The sequence below is a fragment of the Micromonospora ferruginea genome (assembly GCF_013694245.2).
GTDB lineage: Bacteria > Actinomycetota > Actinomycetes > Mycobacteriales > Micromonosporaceae > Micromonospora > Micromonospora robiginosa.
In genome coordinates this window covers 24383-39078 of sequence record NZ_CP059322.2, presented here as the reverse complement: position 1 = coordinate 39078, position 14696 = coordinate 24383, and the positions used below count along the sequence as shown (strand labels likewise).

At 74.9% G+C, this 14696-nt stretch carries 16 protein-coding genes; 7 read left to right on the top strand and 9 right to left on the bottom strand.

What is annotated here, in order from left to right:
- The first annotated feature begins 34 nt into the window (after nt 1-34).
- The 4 genes from H1D33_RS00225 (at nt 35) to H1D33_RS00210 (ending at nt 3893) form a co-directional block, all read left to right on the top strand.
- Entirely contained in the window at nt 35-1207 is a 1173-nt protein-coding gene (locus H1D33_RS00225; RefSeq protein WP_181569934.1) for a sensor histidine kinase, read from the top strand.
- Nucleotides 1197-2393, top strand: a complete 1197-nt coding sequence (locus H1D33_RS00220) for a hypothetical protein (protein WP_181569935.1) — start codon at nt 1197-1199, stop codon at nt 2391-2393. The genes H1D33_RS00225 and H1D33_RS00220 overlap by 11 nt, the downstream gene beginning before the upstream one ends.
- The gene (locus H1D33_RS00215; RefSeq protein ID WP_181569936.1) at nt 2363-3079 is read left to right on the top strand and encodes a response regulator transcription factor; all 717 of its coding nucleotides are present in this window, start codon (nt 2363-2365) and stop codon (nt 3077-3079) included. Before H1D33_RS00220 ends, H1D33_RS00215 begins: the two co-directional genes overlap by 31 nt.
- 73 nt (nt 3080-3152) lie before the next feature.
- Entirely contained in the window at nt 3153-3893 is a 741-nt protein-coding gene (locus H1D33_RS00210; protein ID WP_181569937.1) for a hypothetical protein, read from the top strand.
- A gap of 7 nt (nt 3894-3900) precedes the next feature.
- Here H1D33_RS00210 and H1D33_RS00205 read toward each other — a convergent pair whose 3' ends face one another.
- Nucleotides 3901-4653: a lysophospholipid acyltransferase family protein gene (locus H1D33_RS00205; protein WP_181569938.1), complete on the bottom strand. Its 753-nt coding sequence runs from the start codon at nt 4651-4653 to the stop codon at nt 3901-3903.
- A 100-nt stretch (nt 4654-4753) separates the two neighbouring features.
- On the opposite strand from H1D33_RS00205, the gene H1D33_RS00200 reads away from it, so the two are divergent.
- A complete protein-coding gene (locus tag H1D33_RS00200; RefSeq protein ID WP_181569939.1) occupies nt 4754-5413 on the top strand; it encodes an alpha/beta hydrolase in 660 nt (219 codons plus the stop codon).
- Between the two features lie 9 nt (nt 5414-5422).
- On the top strand, nt 5423-5815 hold the full coding sequence (locus H1D33_RS00195; protein ID WP_181569940.1) for a VOC family protein: 393 nt from the start codon (nt 5423-5425) through the stop codon (nt 5813-5815).
- A 36-nt stretch (nt 5816-5851) separates the two neighbouring features.
- On the opposite strand, the gene H1D33_RS00190 is transcribed toward H1D33_RS00195, so the two are convergent.
- The 7 genes from H1D33_RS00190 to H1D33_RS00160 form a co-directional block, all read right to left on the bottom strand.
- Nucleotides 5852-7912, bottom strand: coding sequence for an amylo-alpha-1,6-glucosidase (locus H1D33_RS00190; RefSeq protein WP_181569941.1), 2061 nt, complete (start codon nt 7910-7912; stop codon nt 5852-5854).
- Nucleotides 7912-8283, bottom strand: a complete 372-nt coding sequence (locus tag H1D33_RS00185; RefSeq protein ID WP_181569942.1) for an SCP2 sterol-binding domain-containing protein — start codon at nt 8281-8283, stop codon at nt 7912-7914. Before H1D33_RS00185 ends, H1D33_RS00190 begins: the two co-directional genes overlap by 1 nt.
- A gap of 162 nt (nt 8284-8445) precedes the next feature.
- Nucleotides 8446-8862 carry a CBS domain-containing protein gene (locus tag H1D33_RS00180; protein ID WP_181569943.1) on the bottom strand — a complete coding sequence of 139 codons (417 nt, stop codon included), beginning with the start codon at nt 8860-8862 and terminating at the stop codon, nt 8446-8448.
- Nucleotides 8863-8929: 67 nt separating this feature from the next.
- The gene (locus H1D33_RS00175) at nt 8930-9613 is read right to left on the bottom strand and encodes a TMEM175 family protein (protein ID WP_181569944.1); all 684 of its coding nucleotides are present in this window, start codon (nt 9611-9613) and stop codon (nt 8930-8932) included.
- Between the two features lie 103 nt (nt 9614-9716).
- Entirely contained in the window at nt 9717-10739 is a 1023-nt protein-coding gene (locus tag H1D33_RS00170) for an aspartate-semialdehyde dehydrogenase (RefSeq protein WP_181569945.1), read from the bottom strand.
- A gap of 99 nt (nt 10740-10838) precedes the next feature.
- The gene (locus H1D33_RS00165) at nt 10839-12182 is read right to left on the bottom strand and encodes a M16 family metallopeptidase (protein ID WP_181569946.1); all 1344 of its coding nucleotides are present in this window, start codon (nt 12180-12182) and stop codon (nt 10839-10841) included.
- Entirely contained in the window at nt 12179-13471 is a 1293-nt protein-coding gene (locus tag H1D33_RS00160) for a M16 family metallopeptidase (protein WP_181569947.1), read from the bottom strand. Before H1D33_RS00160 ends, H1D33_RS00165 begins: the two co-directional genes overlap by 4 nt.
- A gap of 81 nt (nt 13472-13552) precedes the next feature.
- Here H1D33_RS00160 and H1D33_RS00155 point away from each other — a divergent pair, with 81 nt between their 5' ends.
- The gene (locus H1D33_RS00155) at nt 13553-14263 is read left to right on the top strand and encodes a phosphodiesterase (protein ID WP_181569948.1); all 711 of its coding nucleotides are present in this window, start codon (nt 13553-13555) and stop codon (nt 14261-14263) included.
- Here the strand turns inward: H1D33_RS00155 and H1D33_RS00150 are convergent.
- Nucleotides 14238-14453, bottom strand: a complete 216-nt coding sequence (locus H1D33_RS00150) for a hypothetical protein (protein WP_181569949.1) — start codon at nt 14451-14453, stop codon at nt 14238-14240. The two genes, H1D33_RS00155 and H1D33_RS00150, sit on opposite strands and share 26 nt — an antisense overlap.
- Between the last annotated feature and the right edge of the window lie 243 nt (nt 14454-14696).

Genomic DNA, 14696 nt, shown 5'->3' with positions numbered 1-14696 from the left:
CCTGCCGGGTCGCTGCCGGAAGGACGCCTCCCCGATGCCGGTGGCTACCGCCACGACAGTGCCCCGGTCCCCACTGGACCGTCCCGCGGGCGGCGCGTTCACGCTGATCTTCACCACCCTGCCGGCGCTGCTCCGGCTCACCTGCGGCCTGGTCGGCGCGGTGGTCGCCCTGTCGGTGCGGACACCTCCGGTGCGGGTGGCGCTGCTGGTCCCCGCCGTCGTCGCGCTCACCGCCTGGTCCGTCTGGTACGCGGTCCGCGCGTTCCGGCACGGCATCGGCGGCGCGCTGGTGGCCGGCGACGTGGCGCTGACCACCGCCACCGCGCTGGCCATCGGGTGGCTGGTCGCGCCGGAGGTGCTGCCCGGCGAGGCGAGCTGGGTCGCGGTGCTGGCCAGCACCACCGTGATCAACGCGCAGGCCACCGCGCCGGCCCGCTGGTCGGTGCCGGCCGGCCTGCTGGTCACCGCCGCCTACGCCACCGGCGCGACGCTGGCCGGCAACCCGGTCGAGGCGCGGGCGCACACCGGCACGCTGCTGGTGCAGACCGGCTGCACGGCGGTGATGACCGCGGTGATGCGCCGGTGGATCGGCCGGGGCGACGCCGCGTTCGCCGAGTTCCGGCGGTTGTCCCACGAGGCGGTGGTGGCCCGCGCCGCGCGCGAGGCGGAACGGCGGCACAACCGGGACCTGCACGACACGGTCCTCGGCACGCTGACCATGGTCGGGCTCGGCGCGGTCCCCGGCGGCTCGGCGGCGCTGCGCGAGCGGTGCGCGGCGGACCTGCGTACCCTCGGCGCGCTGGCCGGCACGCGGGCCGCGACCGGCGAGGCGGAGCTGGACGAGCGGCTGCGCACGGTCCTCGCCGGGCTGCCGGAGCTGCCGGTGACCGCGACGCTGCCACCGTGCCGGGTGCCGGCGGAGGTCGCCGCGGCGCTCGCCGACAGCGCCGCCGCCGCGCTGGCCAACGTGGCGCGGCACGCGCCCGGCGCGGCCACCGCGCTGCGCCTGGGCCGCGAGGGCCGGGCCGTCGTGGTCGAGGTGGTCGACGACGGTCCCGGCTTCGATCCGACGACGGTCCCGGCCCATCGGTACGGGCTGCGCGAGTCGATCCACGGGCGGATGGCCACCGTGGACGGTCGGGCGGTGGTGACCTCCGCCCCTGGTCGAGGCACCCGGGTCCGGCTGGAGTGGTCGGATGGCGACTGAGTCCCCGACGGCGGTAACCACCCGCCCGGTGCCGCTCCCCCGGCGCCGGGTGTCCACCGGCGCCCGCGCGGCCGGGGCCCCGCCGGAGGCGCACGCCGTGGCGGACGCGTCGGACCGGGGCGCCCGGCTCGTCGCGGTCGTCATCGCGCTGGCCTGGCACCTGGTGATCGGGCTGCCGGCGGTGCTCGCGGCGGGGCCCGGGATGGCCGCCCCGGCGGTGGTGGCGGTCGGTTGGCTGGTGACCGCGCTGGTCGGCGTCGCCACCGGCGTACGCCTGCTGCGCGGTGGGCTGCCCCCGGCCCGGCGGTTGGCCGCGGTGCTGCTGGTGGTCGACGCGGCGGTCTTCGCGGCGGCCGGCGAGCGGTTCCTGTTCAGCACCGCCAACTGGGTGTGGGGCGGGCTGGCCTGGTTCCTGCTCCTGGTGCTCTGGCAGCGCCCGGTGCGCTGGCTGCTGGTGGTGCTGGCGGCGCACGCGACGATCGCGCTGGTGGCGGTGGTGCTGGACGGCGCGACCGCGCCGGCCGACCTGAGCCGCTACGCGATGTACGTCTACGGCACCTCCACGCTGCCGGTGGCGGTGTTCGCCGGCGCGGCGGCGCTGACCGCGCTGGCCCGGGACCGGGCCGGCACCGCCGCGGCGGTGCTGGCGGTGGCCGCGGAACGGGAGGCCGCCGAGCGCGCCCAGCGCGAGCGGCAGGCCCGGCTCGCCCTGGTCGGCGGCACCGCCGAGGAGGTGCTGGCCGCGTTGGCGGACGGCGACGCCGACCCGGCCGACGAGGCGGTACGCCGCCGCGCGGTGCTGGCCGCCGCCCGGCTGCGCCGGCTGATCGCGGAGTCCGACGACGTGCCCGATCCGCTGCTGCACGAGTTGCGGGCCGCCGCCGACCTGGCCGAACGCAACGGCCTGCCGATCGAGCTGGTCGCGGTCGGCACGCCGCCGGAGTTGCCGGTCGACGTGCGACGCGGGCTGGCCGACCCGCTCACCGCCGCGCTCGCCGGCGCCCGCGGCTCGGCCCGGCTGACCGTGGTCGCCGGCCCGGACGAGGTGGTGGTCAGCCTGGTGACGCCGGACCACGACGGCCCGGACGACCGGGTGACGCCACCCGGCGGTGCCGGTCCGGTGGAGTGGAAGGACGAGCGGGACGGGGAGATCAGATGGACGCAGACCCGCTGGCGGCGGACGTGAACGCCGGGCACCCGATCGGGGTGGCGATCGTCGACGACCATCCCGTGGTGATCGACGGCGTGCGCGCCTGGCTGTCCACCGAGCCGCGGCTGCGGGTGCTGGCGACCGGCGACGACCCGGACGCGGTGCTGCGGGCCGCGCCGCACGCCGAGGTGGTGCTGCTCGACCTGCGGCTGCACGGGCGGATGGTGCTGGACAAGCTGGCCGAGCTGAGCGCGGCCGGGCGGCGGGTGGTGGTCTACTCCGAGCACACCGACCCGCAGACGATGCTGGCCGCCCTGGACGCGGGCGCGGTGGCGTTCCTGGCCAAGCACGAGGGGCGCGAGCACTGCGTGGGCACCGTGCTCGCGGCGGCGAGCGACCGCCCGTACGTGCCGCCGGCGTTGGCCGGGGCGATGGTCGGTGACGCCCGCCCGGACCGGCCCGCCCTGTCGGACAAGGAGCGCGAGGCGCTGCTGCTGTGGTTCCAGTCGATGTCGAAGGCGTCGGTGGCGCGCCGGATGCAGATCAGCGAGCACACCGTGAAGCAGTACGTGGACCGGGCGCGGATCAAGTACACGCGAGCGGGTCGTCCGGCGGCCACCAAGGCGGCCCTGCTCGCCCGGGCGATCGAGGACGGCCTCGTCCGACCGGAAGAGATCGGCATCTACCGGTCGCAGGCGTCCGCCGACCGGCCGACCCCCTAACGGGTGTCATGACAGCCACCCGGGAATCGGGGAGGCTCATCGGTACCGCCAACCGTCACCGGGAGGTCGTACCGTGCCGGAGGACGCCGCACCCTTCTTCATCGGGCCACACCGCTTCGACGCCGACGACGACCCCACCCGTCCACTGCTCGACCGGCGCTACGCGCTGGTGCCCGAGCCGGGCGAGCGGCTGCTCGCCCAGCACCGCCTGTCGGTCGCCGGTCACCTGCTCGGCCCCACCGAGGACGTCCGCTGCTGGTCGCTGCCCGACCCCGCCTCGGTCACCCTCACCGACCGGCGGTTGGTCTACGTCTGCACCGGCCCCGAGCTGACCCTGGTCCCCGGGCGGGACAGCCCGGCCGGCGCCCGGCACCGGCGCCCGGCCCGGCTGTCCCGCCTGGTCAGCGGCCAGATCCGCTGGCAGTGGCCGTCCCGGCTGGAGCTGGCCGAGGTCGGCGACGAGGCGGTGGAGCTGCGCGTGGTCTGCGACGCGCTGCGCACCATCCGGCAGCCGGCGCTCGCGCTCACCGGCCCGGTCGCCCTGGTCAGCGCGCTGGCGAGGCAGGTACGCCGCTCGGTGGCCGGGTTCCGGCTGGTCCACCCCGACCTGGTGGACCTGTCCCCGCCGGAGCGGGACGTCCTCGCCACCCGGGTGGCCGCCTCCCCCGGCCCGACGCTGGGCGCGGTGACGATGCCCGGCTCGCTGCCGGTGGAGTTCCTGTCCCGGGACGACTACTACCGCCGGCCGGTGGCCGAGTCCGCACCGTGGCCGGTGTACTTCCCGGCCCGGGACCAGCCCGGCTCCGCCTGCTGAGCGTCGGTCAGGAGGTGGTGCGGGAGCGGCGGTCGGAGCGGTCCAGCTCGGCGGCCTGCTCGGGGGTGGGCGCGCCGCCGCCGAGGTGGGCCGGCTGCCACCAGGCGTCGTCCGGGCCGGCGGGCTGCTCGGGGTAGTCCCGCTGGGCGCGGTCGACGAGCGCCGACAGCCGGGTACGCAGCTCGGCGGTCAGGACCGTGGCGTCCGGGTAGGCGGCCGGGTCCATCGGCTCGCCCACCAGGATGGTGATCGGGGTGTGCCGGCGGGTCAGGGTGCGCGGACGCCCCTTCGTCCACAGCCGCTGGGTGCCCCAGAGCGCCACCGGCAGCAGCGGCACGGCGGCCTCCTGCGCCATCCGGGCCGCGCCGTTCTTCAGGTCCTTGACGGTGAAGGAGCGGCTGATGGTCGCCTCCGGGAAGACGCCGACCACCTCGCCCCGGCGCAGCGCGCCGACCGCCGCGGCGTACGAGCCGGCGCCGGCCGCGCGGTTCACCGGGATGTGCTTCATGCCGCGCATCAGCGGCCCGGAGACGCGGTGCCGGAAGACGCTCTCCTTGGCCATGAACCGGACCAGCCGCCGGGACTCGTACGCGCCGTAGCCGCAGAAGATGAAGTCGAGGTAGCTCACGTGGTTGGACGCGAGCACCGCCCCGCCGGTGGTGGGCACGTGTTCGCTGCCCCGCACGTCCAGGCGCAGGTCGAGAGCGCGGAACATCGTCTTGGCGGCGGTGATCACAGGCGGGTACACGAGTTCCGGCATCCGGCAACTTTACCCCGAGTAGGTTACCCGACCGTAGGGATGCTCTGCCCTGAGCAGACCGGTCTCGTCAGACCGGATCCGCGTCGGCCACCATGGGCCGATGACCGAACGCGGCGTGCTGTTCTGGATCCACGGCGGAGGCTGGCGGGGTCGTTCCGACGAGGACGGCGCCGCGCTCGCGTCGCTCGGCCTGCGGGTGGTCGCCGCGAGCTACCGGTTCTCGCACGAGGCGCGCTGGCCGGCGCAGCTCGACGACGTCCGCGCCGGGGCGCGGGCCGCCCGGGCCACCGCGGGCGGGCTCCCGCTGCTGGTCGGCGGTGACTCGGCCGGCGGGATGCTCGCCCTGCACCTGGCGTTGCGCGGGGTGGACCGGCCGGGTGACGTGGCGGGCGCGCTGGCGTACTGGGCTCCTGTCGACCCGCTCGACCCGGAGCAGCGGCGCCGCCGCCCGGCGGGCGACGACCCGTGGGCCGACCTGCTCGGGCACCCGCCGGCCGCGGGTGACCCGGCCACCGCCGACGCCGCCGTCGCCGGTCACCTCGGGTCCGGCGTGCCGGTGCTGCTGGTGCAGGGGCGCGACGACGTGCCGGTGCCGGCCGCCCAGGCGCTGGAGCTGACCGGCCGGCTGCTCGCCGCCGGCCACCCGACCCACCTCTGGCTCACCCACGGCGGGCACGCCCTCGACCTGGCCCGCCCCGACCTGCGCGCGGTCGCCGCCACGTTCCTGGACAGCGTCCTCCCGACGGTCGCGGCCCACTAGGTTCGAGGCATGCCCGACCTCGCCGCGATCGTCATCCACTGCCGCGACCCCTACCTGCTCGCCCCGTTCTGGAGCGCGGTCAGCGGGCTGCCCGTGGTCGAGGCGGACCTGGCGAAGCTGGCCGACCGCACGCTCGGGCCGACCGAGGCGGTGCTGCTGCGCGATCCGCACGGGCGGCGGCCGGACCTGTGGATCAGCCCGGCGGGTGACCTGCCCGCTCCCGGCCGGATCCACCTGGACCTGGTCGGCGACGCCGAGGAGCGGGCCGCGGTGCTGGAGGCGGGCGCCACGGTGGTCCGTGAGCTGCCCCGGTGGACCGTGCTGGCCGACCCGGAGGGCAACGAGTTCTGCCTGTTGCCCCCGCACGAGGCGCACGCCGCCGAGCCGCCGCCCGGCCACTGACCGACTGACCCGGCCGGGTCAGCCGGGTCAGCCGGGTCAGCCGGCCAGGTTGTGCAGGTCCAGCCGCCCCCGGGCGAACGCGTCCACCCGGCCCCAGCGGCCCGGGATGTCCAGCACCTCGATCCGCCCCATGCCCACCGGCAGCCGCGGGTCCACCGCCAGGTGCCCCTCGTGCGGCTCCAGGCCGAGCATGGTCCGGATCAGCAGCAGCGGAGCGCCCGTCGACCACGCCTGCGGGCTGCACGCGGTCGGGTACTCCACCGGGAACTTGGTCAGCTCCCGCTGGTAGCCGCCGAACGCCTCGGGCAGCCGGCCGTCGAAGTAGGTGGCCGCGTCCAGGATGCCGTTGGCCACGGTGGCCGCCTCCTCGGCGAAGCCGTACCGGCGCAGGCCCCAGGCGATGAACGAGTTGTCGAACGGCCAGATCGCGCCGTTGTGGTAGCCGATCGGGTTGTAGCGGATCTCGCCCTCGGCCAGCGTCCGCACCCCCCAGCCGGACCAGAGCCGCGGTCCCACCAGGTGCTCGGCGATCCGCGGCGCCCGCTCGTCGTCGACGATGCCGCTCCACAGCAGGTGGCCGATGTTGGAGCTGAGCACGTCGCACTTGCGCCCCTGCGGGTCCAGCGCCAGCGCGTAGAAGCCCCCCTCCTCGACCCACCACTCGCGGTTGAACCGGGCCTTCAGCTGCGCCGCCTCGCGTTCCAACTGGTCGGCGTACGCGGGGTCGCCCCAGAACTCCCGGGCCAGCCGGGCGGCCCGGGTCTTCGCGTCGTACGCGTACCCCTGCACCTCGCAACTGGCACGCGGGAACGGCGGCAGCGAGCCGTCGGCGTACGAGACGGAGTCCCAGGAGTCCTTCCAGCACTGGTTCTCCAGGCCGTTCTCGGTGTTGCGCCGCTCGTACCAGATGTAGCCGTTGCCGACCAGGTCGGCGTAGTCGTCGATCCACTTCAGCGCCGCCCGGCACTCCCGTTCCAGCTCCTTGACCAGCGCCACGTCGCCGCTCCACCGCTCGTACTCGTCGAGCAGCACCACGAAGAGCGGCGTCGCGTCCACCGAGCCGTAGTAGGGCGAGTGCGGTTGCTCCTCGAACGCGGCGGTCTCGCCGTAGCGCATCTCGTGCAGGATCCGGCCCGGGTCCTCGTCGCGGAAGTCGTCGAAGCGGGTGCCCTGCAGGGCGCCGAGGATGCGCAGTGTGGTCTTCGACATCTCCGGCGCGAACGGCAGCACCTGTAGGCAGGTGAGGATGCTGTCCCGGCCGAACATGGTCATGAACCAGGGCAGCCCGGCCGCGGGCAGCGTCTGCCCGCCCAGCGACAGCGGTGAGAAGCGCAGCGCGGCGAGGTCGACCAGGCTCCGCCGGTAGGTCGCGGCGACCCGGCCGTGCTCGCTGTTGACCTTGGGCGCCTTGTCGACCCACTCCTGGAGGTCGTGTTCGAGCGCGAGCCGCTCGGTGCCGTGCGCCCGCAACCCGATCCGCAGGTCCCGGCCGCCGGGCCCGATGGCGAACGTCCGCACGTCGATGGCGGCGTCCCACTGCTCGTTCGGCTCCAGGTGGATGCTCCAGGCGAAGCCCCGGTTGTCGTAGCGGGCCGGCTGGTTCGCCGAGATCACCGTCTCCCGCTTGAAGTTCCCCCGGCGGTAGCCGAGCCGCAGCCGGTCCGCCTCCGCCTCGGCGTACAGCTCGCCCTTCTTGTTGAGGATCTCGTCCTTGACCTGGAAGAGGTCGGCGAAGTCGGAGCCCGCGTCCATCCGGATCTCCAGGTCGACGGGCTTCTCGTCGTGGTTGAGGATGGTCAGCGTCTCCCGGAAGCTGCCCCCCACCACCCGCTCCCGGATGATCGACAGCTTGGCGTCCACGTAGTGCGTGGCCATGCCGGGGACCAGGAAGAACCGGGCCTCGTAGTACTGCAGGTCGTCGTAGGAGAGCGCGTTGAGCCGCTCGCCGTTGACGGTGAGCACCCACTTCGACAGGTATCGCGTGTCGAGCGAGAAGAGCCCGGTCGGCTCGCTCGGCGTGGCCTCGATGTCGCCGGTGTCCTCGGAGACCACGAACGTGTTGCCGTCCAGGATCCGGACGGTGTTGCTTCCGGCCATCAGGCGGCCCTCCTGGCAAAGGCGTGGTGCGGCCCGCGGGAGTCCGGCGGACCGGGGAAGACGCGTTCGATCTGGAGCACCAGCCGCAGGTCACCGACGACAGTCATGTCGCCGCGCAGCAGCGCCGCGATGGCGTTCTCCTCGCCGTCGACGAGCGCGCCGAAGAGCCGGGGGTCGGTGCCCACCACCGTGTCCGCCTCGCCGTCCTCCTGCCGGACCCGCAGGTTGCCCCGGTCGATCTCCAGCAGCCAGTGGTTGGTCTGCGCGCCCTCGTGCAGGTCGAACCGGAGCGTTCCGGACGTCTTGACCAGCAGCGGCTCGAAGCCCCGCCGGTCCAGCTCCTCGAAGAATCTCGTGGCCGTGTCCACCATCGAAGGCGACTCCTCCCGCGCTACCAGCGGCCGTCCCGTCGACAGCACGGGTCCCCGCCGGGTCCCGGGTCAACCTCGCCCGGATCGGGTGAGGCGCGGCAGGTGGGGTGCACGCGAGACGCCGGCCCCCGAACCGGGGGCCGGCGTCACCGCGGCGGACGGTCAGTTGTTGGGGTCGTCGGCGCTGATGTCCGCGAGCACCGACTGGGGTTCCCGCTCGACCGCCAGGTCACCCATCGAGACCAGGCCGATCAGCCGGCCGTCCTCGGTCACCGGGAGCCGCCGCACGGCGTACGTGCGCATCAGGTCGGCGGCGGCGACCGCGTCGTCGTTCTGGCTGACCGTCACCACGTCCTTGCTGGTGATCTCGTTGAGCCGGGTGGTGGCGGGGTTCCGGTCCTCGGCCACGCCCCGGACCGTGATGTCCCGGTCCGTGACGATGCCGACCACGTTGTCGCCGTCGGTGACCACCACGTCGCCGATGGCGCTGTCGCGCATCTCCTGGGCCGCCGCGGCGAGCGTGTCGTTGCCGTCCATCGTCACCAACCGGGTCGTCATGAACTCTCCGACCGTTGTCATGGTGCTCCCCTCTCGGTGTCGGCACCGCGGTCTACCCGCCGCCCGAGGCGGGGTAACGCCTGCCGGTTCACCGTCGGCGCCGGATCCGTCGGCGGATCTCGTAGGAGCCGTTGCTGGACAGCCCGTAGAAGATCGGCAGCAGCAGGAACACCACGAGCGCCGCCGGCACGCTCACCCACCACCCCACCGCGCCGGCGATCGCGTACGCGGCCACGCCGAACAGCGCGCGGAGCCGCTCGGCGGCGAAGAAGCGTTGCGGCACCCCGGCCTGCAACAGCTTCGGGTGCCCGTGCAGGTAGTGGTGGAGCCACATCCAGGCGGCCGAGAGGAGCACGCCGAGCAGCGCGTAGGCGCCGATCGCCACCCGCTCGTCGGACGTGTCGCCCTTCTCCACCGCGCGGGAGACCAGCGCGGTCACGAACGGCAGCAGCGTCACGCCGAACAGCACCGCGAGGTTCGTCCAGTCCAGTCCCCGGTCGGAGCAGCGGACCCGGAGGAACGTGCCCTTGTGGTTCAGCCAGTTGACCGCCACGTAGAGGAAGGACGTGACGAAGGCGAGGTAGACCGGCCACTGCACGATCAGCGCGTGCGGCATCCCGCCCGGCGTCACCTCGGGCACGCTCAGGTCGAGCACCAGCAGCGTGACGACGATGGCGAAGACCGCGTCGCTGAAGCCGATCGCCCGGGCCGTGTCCGAGCGAAGTCCGGCCTCGACCTCCTGGACGTCCCCGGTGTCGCGTCCGGCTGCCATCGTTCCCCCCGCCCGCCGGCGCGGGCCGCCGGCGACCGGGCCGGTATACCCGCTGCGGGGGCGTCCGTGTCCCGGACGCCCCCGCGGCGGTACGACGGCCGGCTCAGCGCTCGGCGGCGACCAGCTCGGCGAGCTGTACGGCGTTGAGCGCCGCGCCCTTGCGCAGGTTGTCGTTGGCGCAGAACAGCGCCAGCCCGTGCGCGACGGTCTCGTCGGCCCGGATCCGACCCACGAACGTCGGGTCCTGGCCGGCTGCCTCCAGCGGGGTGGGCACGTCGCTCAGCGCCACCCCGGGCGCGCCGGCGAGCAGCTCGCGGGCCCGGGCCGGGTCGATCGGCCGGGCGAACCGGGCGTTGATCTGCAACGAGTGACCGGTGAACACCGGCACCCGCACGCAGGTGCCGGAGACCTTGAGCCCGGGGATGCCGAGGATCTTGCGGCTCTCGTTGCGGAGCTTCTGCTCCTCGTCGGTCTCGTCGGAGCCGTCGTCGACGATCGAGCCGGCCAGCGGGAGCACGTTGAACGCGATCGGGCGGGCGAACGAGCGCGGGGCCGGGAACTGGACCGCCGAGCCGTCGAACGCGAGCGCGCTCGCGTCCTCGGCCACCTTGCGGACCTGCTCGTCCAGCTCGGCGACGCCGGCCAGGCCGGCGCCGGAGACCGCCTGGTAGGTGGCGACCACGAGGCCGACCAGCTCGGCCTCGGCGTGCAGCGGGCGCAGCACCGGCATGGCGGCCATGGTGGTGCAGTTCGGGTTGGCCACGATGCCCCGGGGCCGGTCGGCGATCGCCTGCGGGTTGACCTCGGCGACCACCAGCGGCACCTCGGGGTCCATCCGGAACGCCGACGAGTTGTCGATCACCACGGCGCCGGCCTCGGCGACCCGGGGGGCCAGCTCCCTCGCGGTGCCCTTGCCGGCCGAGAAGAGCACGATGTCCAGCCCGCGGTAGTCCGCGGTGGCCGCGTCCTCGACGGTCACCTCGCCGTCTCGCCAGGGCAGGGTGCGCCCGGCGGACCGCGCCGAGGCGAACAACCGCACCTGCTCCGCCGGGAAGTCGCGCTCCGCCAGCACCTGCCGCATCACGCCACCGACCTGGCCGGTGGCACCCACAATGCCGATCCTCATGCCCGCGAGGCTACCCAGCCCGGCCGGGTGGGCGGGAAGCCTTTCCCAGCGCGCGGGCCGGGGCGACGGGAATCACATCGATCCCGCCGCCCCCGCCGGTCACGCCTGGTCGACCACCTCGCCGAGGCCGGCGGCCACCAGTTCGTCCCGGATCACCGCCGCGTCCCCCTCCACGACGAGCGTCAGCGCCTCCGGGTGCAGGTGCGCCGCGGCCGCCGCGGAGACCTCCTCGACGGTGGCCGCGAGCAGCGCCTCGCGCAGCCGGGCGTGGTAGTCGTCCGGCAGGTCGTGCACCACCAGCGTGGTCAGCGCCGAGGCGATCGCCCGGGGGCTCTGCAGCTCGACCGAGAGCTGGCCGGCCCGCCACGAGCGGGCCACCTCCAGCTCCTCCTCGGTCACCCCGGTCTCCCGGGTACGCGTCACCTCGCCCACCGCCTCGACGAGCGCCGGCGCGGTCACCGCGGTCTGCACGCCGGAGCTGACCGCGAACCGGCCGAACCGCCGGGACGAGGCGAAGTCGCCACGGATGCCGTACGTGTAGCCGCGCACCTCGCGGATCAGGTGGTTGAGGCGGGAGGTGAACGCGCCGCCGAGCACCGTGCCGGCGAGCGTCATCGGCACGTGGTCGGGGTGGGCGCGGTGCGGCGACGGGTGGCCGAGCCGCAGCGTGGACTGCACCGAGCCGGGCCGGTCCACCAGGATGACGCGCCGCCGGCCGGCGAGCGGGACGTCGATCGGGCCGCCCCGGTCGACCGGACCGCCGCCGGTGCCGGCGAACGCCGCCGCGCCGAGCGCGTCCAGGTCGATGCGGTCCAGGTCGCCGGCGACGACGAGGGTGCCGGGGCGGATGAACCACTCGGAGTGGAAGACGGTGACGTCGTCCACCTCCAGGGCGGCCACGCTCTCCGGGTCGCCGTAGAGCGGGCGCCCCCACCGGTGCTCGGCGCCGAACAGGTCGGCGCGCAGCACCGCGTCGGCGCGCGGGCCCGGGTTGGCCCAGTCCATCCGCAGCGCGGTCGCCTCGTCGTCGCGGACCCGCAGCACGTCGGCCGGGTCGAGGCGCGGGGTGCGGACCGCCTCGGCCATCAGCTCCACCGCGGCGCTCAGCCGGCCCACCGGCACCTGCACGCTGACCTGGAACGAGTCCCAGTCGAGCCCGGCCACCAGCTCGGTGCCGAGCGCCTCGATGGCCAGCGCGTACGCGGTGGCGTCGCGCTGCGCGGTGCCCTCCTCCAGCGCCTTGGCCAGCACCGCGCCGAGCCCTTCCTTGCCGACCGGTTCGCGGCCCGCGCCGCCGTCGAGCAGCAGCAGCGCGACGGCGAGGTTCTGCCCGGGCAGGTGCGCGGCGACGACCTGCCCCCCGGCGACCGTCCGCCGGACCACCTGGGGGAACCGGTAGGCGCGGGCGGCGCCGGGACCGGGTCGGGTGGCGATCAGCGTCATGAGGTCTCCTCGGGCAGGTAGGTCAGGGTCACCCGGTCGGCGGCGCCGAACAGCTCGGCGGCCTGCTCGGCGATCTGCTCGGCGGTGACGGCCAGCCAGGCGGGCAGCCGGTCGGCGGCGGTGGCCGGGTCACCGAACTGGGTGGCGTACCGGCCGAGCGTGTCCGCGCGACCGTCCACCGTGGACATCTGCCGCCACCACATGGTGCTCAGCAGCGCCTTGGCGCGGTCCAGCTCGGCGGCGGTCACCGGCACGGTGGCCAGTTCGTCGACCACCTCGGCCAGCCCGTCGCGCAGCCGGTCGGCGCTCACGCCGGGGCGGGCGGTGGCGGTGGCGATCAGCGGGGCCGGCGCGTGCGCCAGGTCGACGCCGTACGCGCCGACCAGGTCCGGCTGGGCGATCCGCTCGCCGTCGGCGAGCCGCTGGTAGAGCCGGCTGCCCCGACCGCTGCCGAGGACGGTGGCGAGCACCGTGGTCACGTCGTACCCCGGGTCGCCGAACGGGTGGGTGCGGTGCGCGAGGTAGACGCGGGGGGCGGGCACGTCGGCGGTGACCGTCTCCGTCGCGGGCCGGCCGGTCGCCGGCACGCTGCGCCCGTCCGGGGCGGCCGGGAGGTCGGCGCGCGCGGCGAGCCCGCCGAAGTACTTGTCGGCCAGCGCGAACACCTCGGCCGCGGTGGTGTCGCCGACCACCGTGAGCACCGCGTTGTTCGGCGCGTAGTAGGTGGTGTGGAACGCCTGGAAGGTGGCCAGGTCGGCGGCGTTCAGGTCGGCCATCGAGCCGATCGTGGCGTGGTGGTAGGGGTGGCCCGGCGGGTAGAGCAGCGGCAGCAGCCGCAGCCAGGCGTCGCCGTAGGGGACGTTCTCGTAGCGCTGCCGCCGCTCGTTCTTCACCACGTCGCGCTGGTTGTCCAGCGTCTCCTGGGTCAACGCCGGCACCAGGCCGCCCATCCGGTCGGCCTCCAGCCAGAGCGCCAACTCCAGGTGCTCGGCCGGCACGGTCTCGAAGTAGTTGGTCCGGTCCGGGTTGGTGGTCGCGTTGAGCGAGCCGCCGGCGCCCTGGATCAGCTTCATGTGCTCGGTCTTCGCCACGTTCACCGAACCCTCGAACATCAGGTGCTCGAAGAGGTGGGCGAAGCCGGTCTGGCCCGCCGGTTCGTGGCGGGAACCCACGTCGTACCACAGGTTGACCGCCACGGCCGGCGCGGTGCGGTCCTCGCTCACCACCACACGCAGGCCGTTGTCCAGTCGGGTCGTCTCGATCGGCCAGGGGAAACCGCTGTCGGGCATGGCACGACGCTATCCGATCCGGTGGGCGGAAAGGGGACACGCGCCCCGCGTCGTCGCCGCGTGACGGGGTACCACCGGGGCATGACCCCCGCACCGTCCGCCGTCGAGCGCGCCGCCGCCGCGCTGGCCCGGCTCCGGCACGCCCGACTGCTGCATCCCGCCGGCCGCGTCTTCGCCGCCGACGTGCTGATCTGGGGCACGCCGGGACCGCCGACCGGCGTGCCGCTGCTGGACGGGCCCGGTCGCTTTCCGGGCACGGTCCGGCTGTCCAAGGGGACGCCGACGCCGGCCGGCTGGCCGGACGTGCTGGGCGTGGCGGTCCGGCTGCACCGGGACCCGGAGCCGCCGGTGGACCTGCTGGTGAGTTCCAGCGGCGCGGCGCCGGTGCTGCGCAACCTGCCGCTGCCCCGGCGGCGCCTCACCGGGACGTACACCTCGATCATGTCGTTCCGGGCCGGGACGCGGCGGCTGTTCCTGGCCGCGCTGGCCGACCCGGACTCACCCGACCTGGGTCGCACGCTGGCCGAGGCGGACGCGGCGGTGGCCGGCGACGAGCCTCGGCTGGTGCTCGCGGTGGCCTCCGCGGTGGGTCCGTGGCGGCCGTTCGGCGAGGTGCGGCTGGGCGGCCGGCACGGCGCCCTGGAGGACGCCGCGCTGGCCTTCGACCCGATCGGCAACGTGCCGCCGGGACTGCGGCTGGCCGGCCCGCTGGCCCGGCTGCGCGACGCCGGGTACCGGGGGTCGCGGCGGGGCCGGGGCGTCGCGCTCAGTCGGGCGGCTCGACGGGGTTGACGGTCTCGGCCGAGGTGCGGTGCTCCAGCACGGTGTCGGGGGCTGCGTTGCGGTCCTCCTCCCGCAGGTCCGACTCGGCGAGGATCGCGTCGGCCTGCGCCTGCGGGTCGTCGCTGCCCGCCGCCGCCTCCTCGGGCAGCAGGTGGGCGCGGGAGGAGATCCGGTCCTGGTCGCTCTGGTGGTGGCTCATGGGCGTCCTCATACCCCGCGTCCCGCTTCGCGGAACGGCACGGGCGTTCCCGGGCGCGTCGGGGTACGCTTGCCGGCGTGACGCGTTCGTATCGATGGTTTAGGCAGCCGGCTGGAGGAGCCGGTGACTCGACCGTGAGCTGACGTCACTTCCTCTTCGAGCCGGCCGGGCAGGGATGGTTCCCTGCCCTTTCGCATGCGAGCAGCCGGCTCGACACCCTGGGCGCCGGCCCCGGGGCGCGGT

Bases quoted from the DNA above. Each gene is read 5' to 3' on its own strand.
- H1D33_RS00225 (WP_181569934.1), top strand. From the start codon at position 35: ATGCCGGTGGCTACCGCCACGACAGTGCCCCGGTCCCCACTGGACCGT.
- H1D33_RS00220 (WP_181569935.1), top strand. From the start codon at position 1,197: ATGGCGACTGAGTCCCCGACGGCGGTAACCACCCGCCCGGTGCCGCTC.
- H1D33_RS00215 (WP_181569936.1), top strand. From the start codon at position 2,363: ATGGACGCAGACCCGCTGGCGGCGGACGTGAACGCCGGGCACCCGATC.
- H1D33_RS00205 (WP_181569938.1), bottom strand. From the start codon at position 4,653: ATGCCGGAACTCGTGTACCCGCCTGTGATCACCGCCGCCAAGACGATG.
- H1D33_RS00200 (WP_181569939.1), top strand. From the start codon at position 4,754: ATGACCGAACGCGGCGTGCTGTTCTGGATCCACGGCGGAGGCTGGCGG.
- H1D33_RS00195 (WP_181569940.1), top strand. From the start codon at position 5,423: ATGCCCGACCTCGCCGCGATCGTCATCCACTGCCGCGACCCCTACCTG.
- H1D33_RS00190 (WP_181569941.1), bottom strand. From the start codon at position 7,912: ATGGCCGGAAGCAACACCGTCCGGATCCTGGACGGCAACACGTTCGTG.
- H1D33_RS00185 (WP_181569942.1), bottom strand. From the start codon at position 8,283: ATGGTGGACACGGCCACGAGATTCTTCGAGGAGCTGGACCGGCGGGGC.
- H1D33_RS00180 (WP_181569943.1), bottom strand. From the start codon at position 8,862: ATGACAACGGTCGGAGAGTTCATGACGACCCGGTTGGTGACGATGGAC.
- H1D33_RS00175 (WP_181569944.1), bottom strand. From the start codon at position 9,613: ATGGCAGCCGGACGCGACACCGGGGACGTCCAGGAGGTCGAGGCCGGA.
- H1D33_RS00170 (WP_181569945.1), bottom strand. From the start codon at position 10,739: ATGAGGATCGGCATTGTGGGTGCCACCGGCCAGGTCGGTGGCGTGATG.
- H1D33_RS00165 (WP_181569946.1), bottom strand. From the start codon at position 12,182: ATGACGCTGATCGCCACCCGACCCGGTCCCGGCGCCGCCCGCGCCTAC.
- H1D33_RS00160 (WP_181569947.1), bottom strand. From the start codon at position 13,471: ATGCCCGACAGCGGTTTCCCCTGGCCGATCGAGACGACCCGACTGGAC.
- H1D33_RS00155 (WP_181569948.1), top strand. From the start codon at position 13,553: ATGACCCCCGCACCGTCCGCCGTCGAGCGCGCCGCCGCCGCGCTGGCC.
- H1D33_RS00150 (WP_181569949.1), bottom strand. From the start codon at position 14,453: ATGAGCCACCACCAGAGCGACCAGGACCGGATCTCCTCCCGCGCCCAC.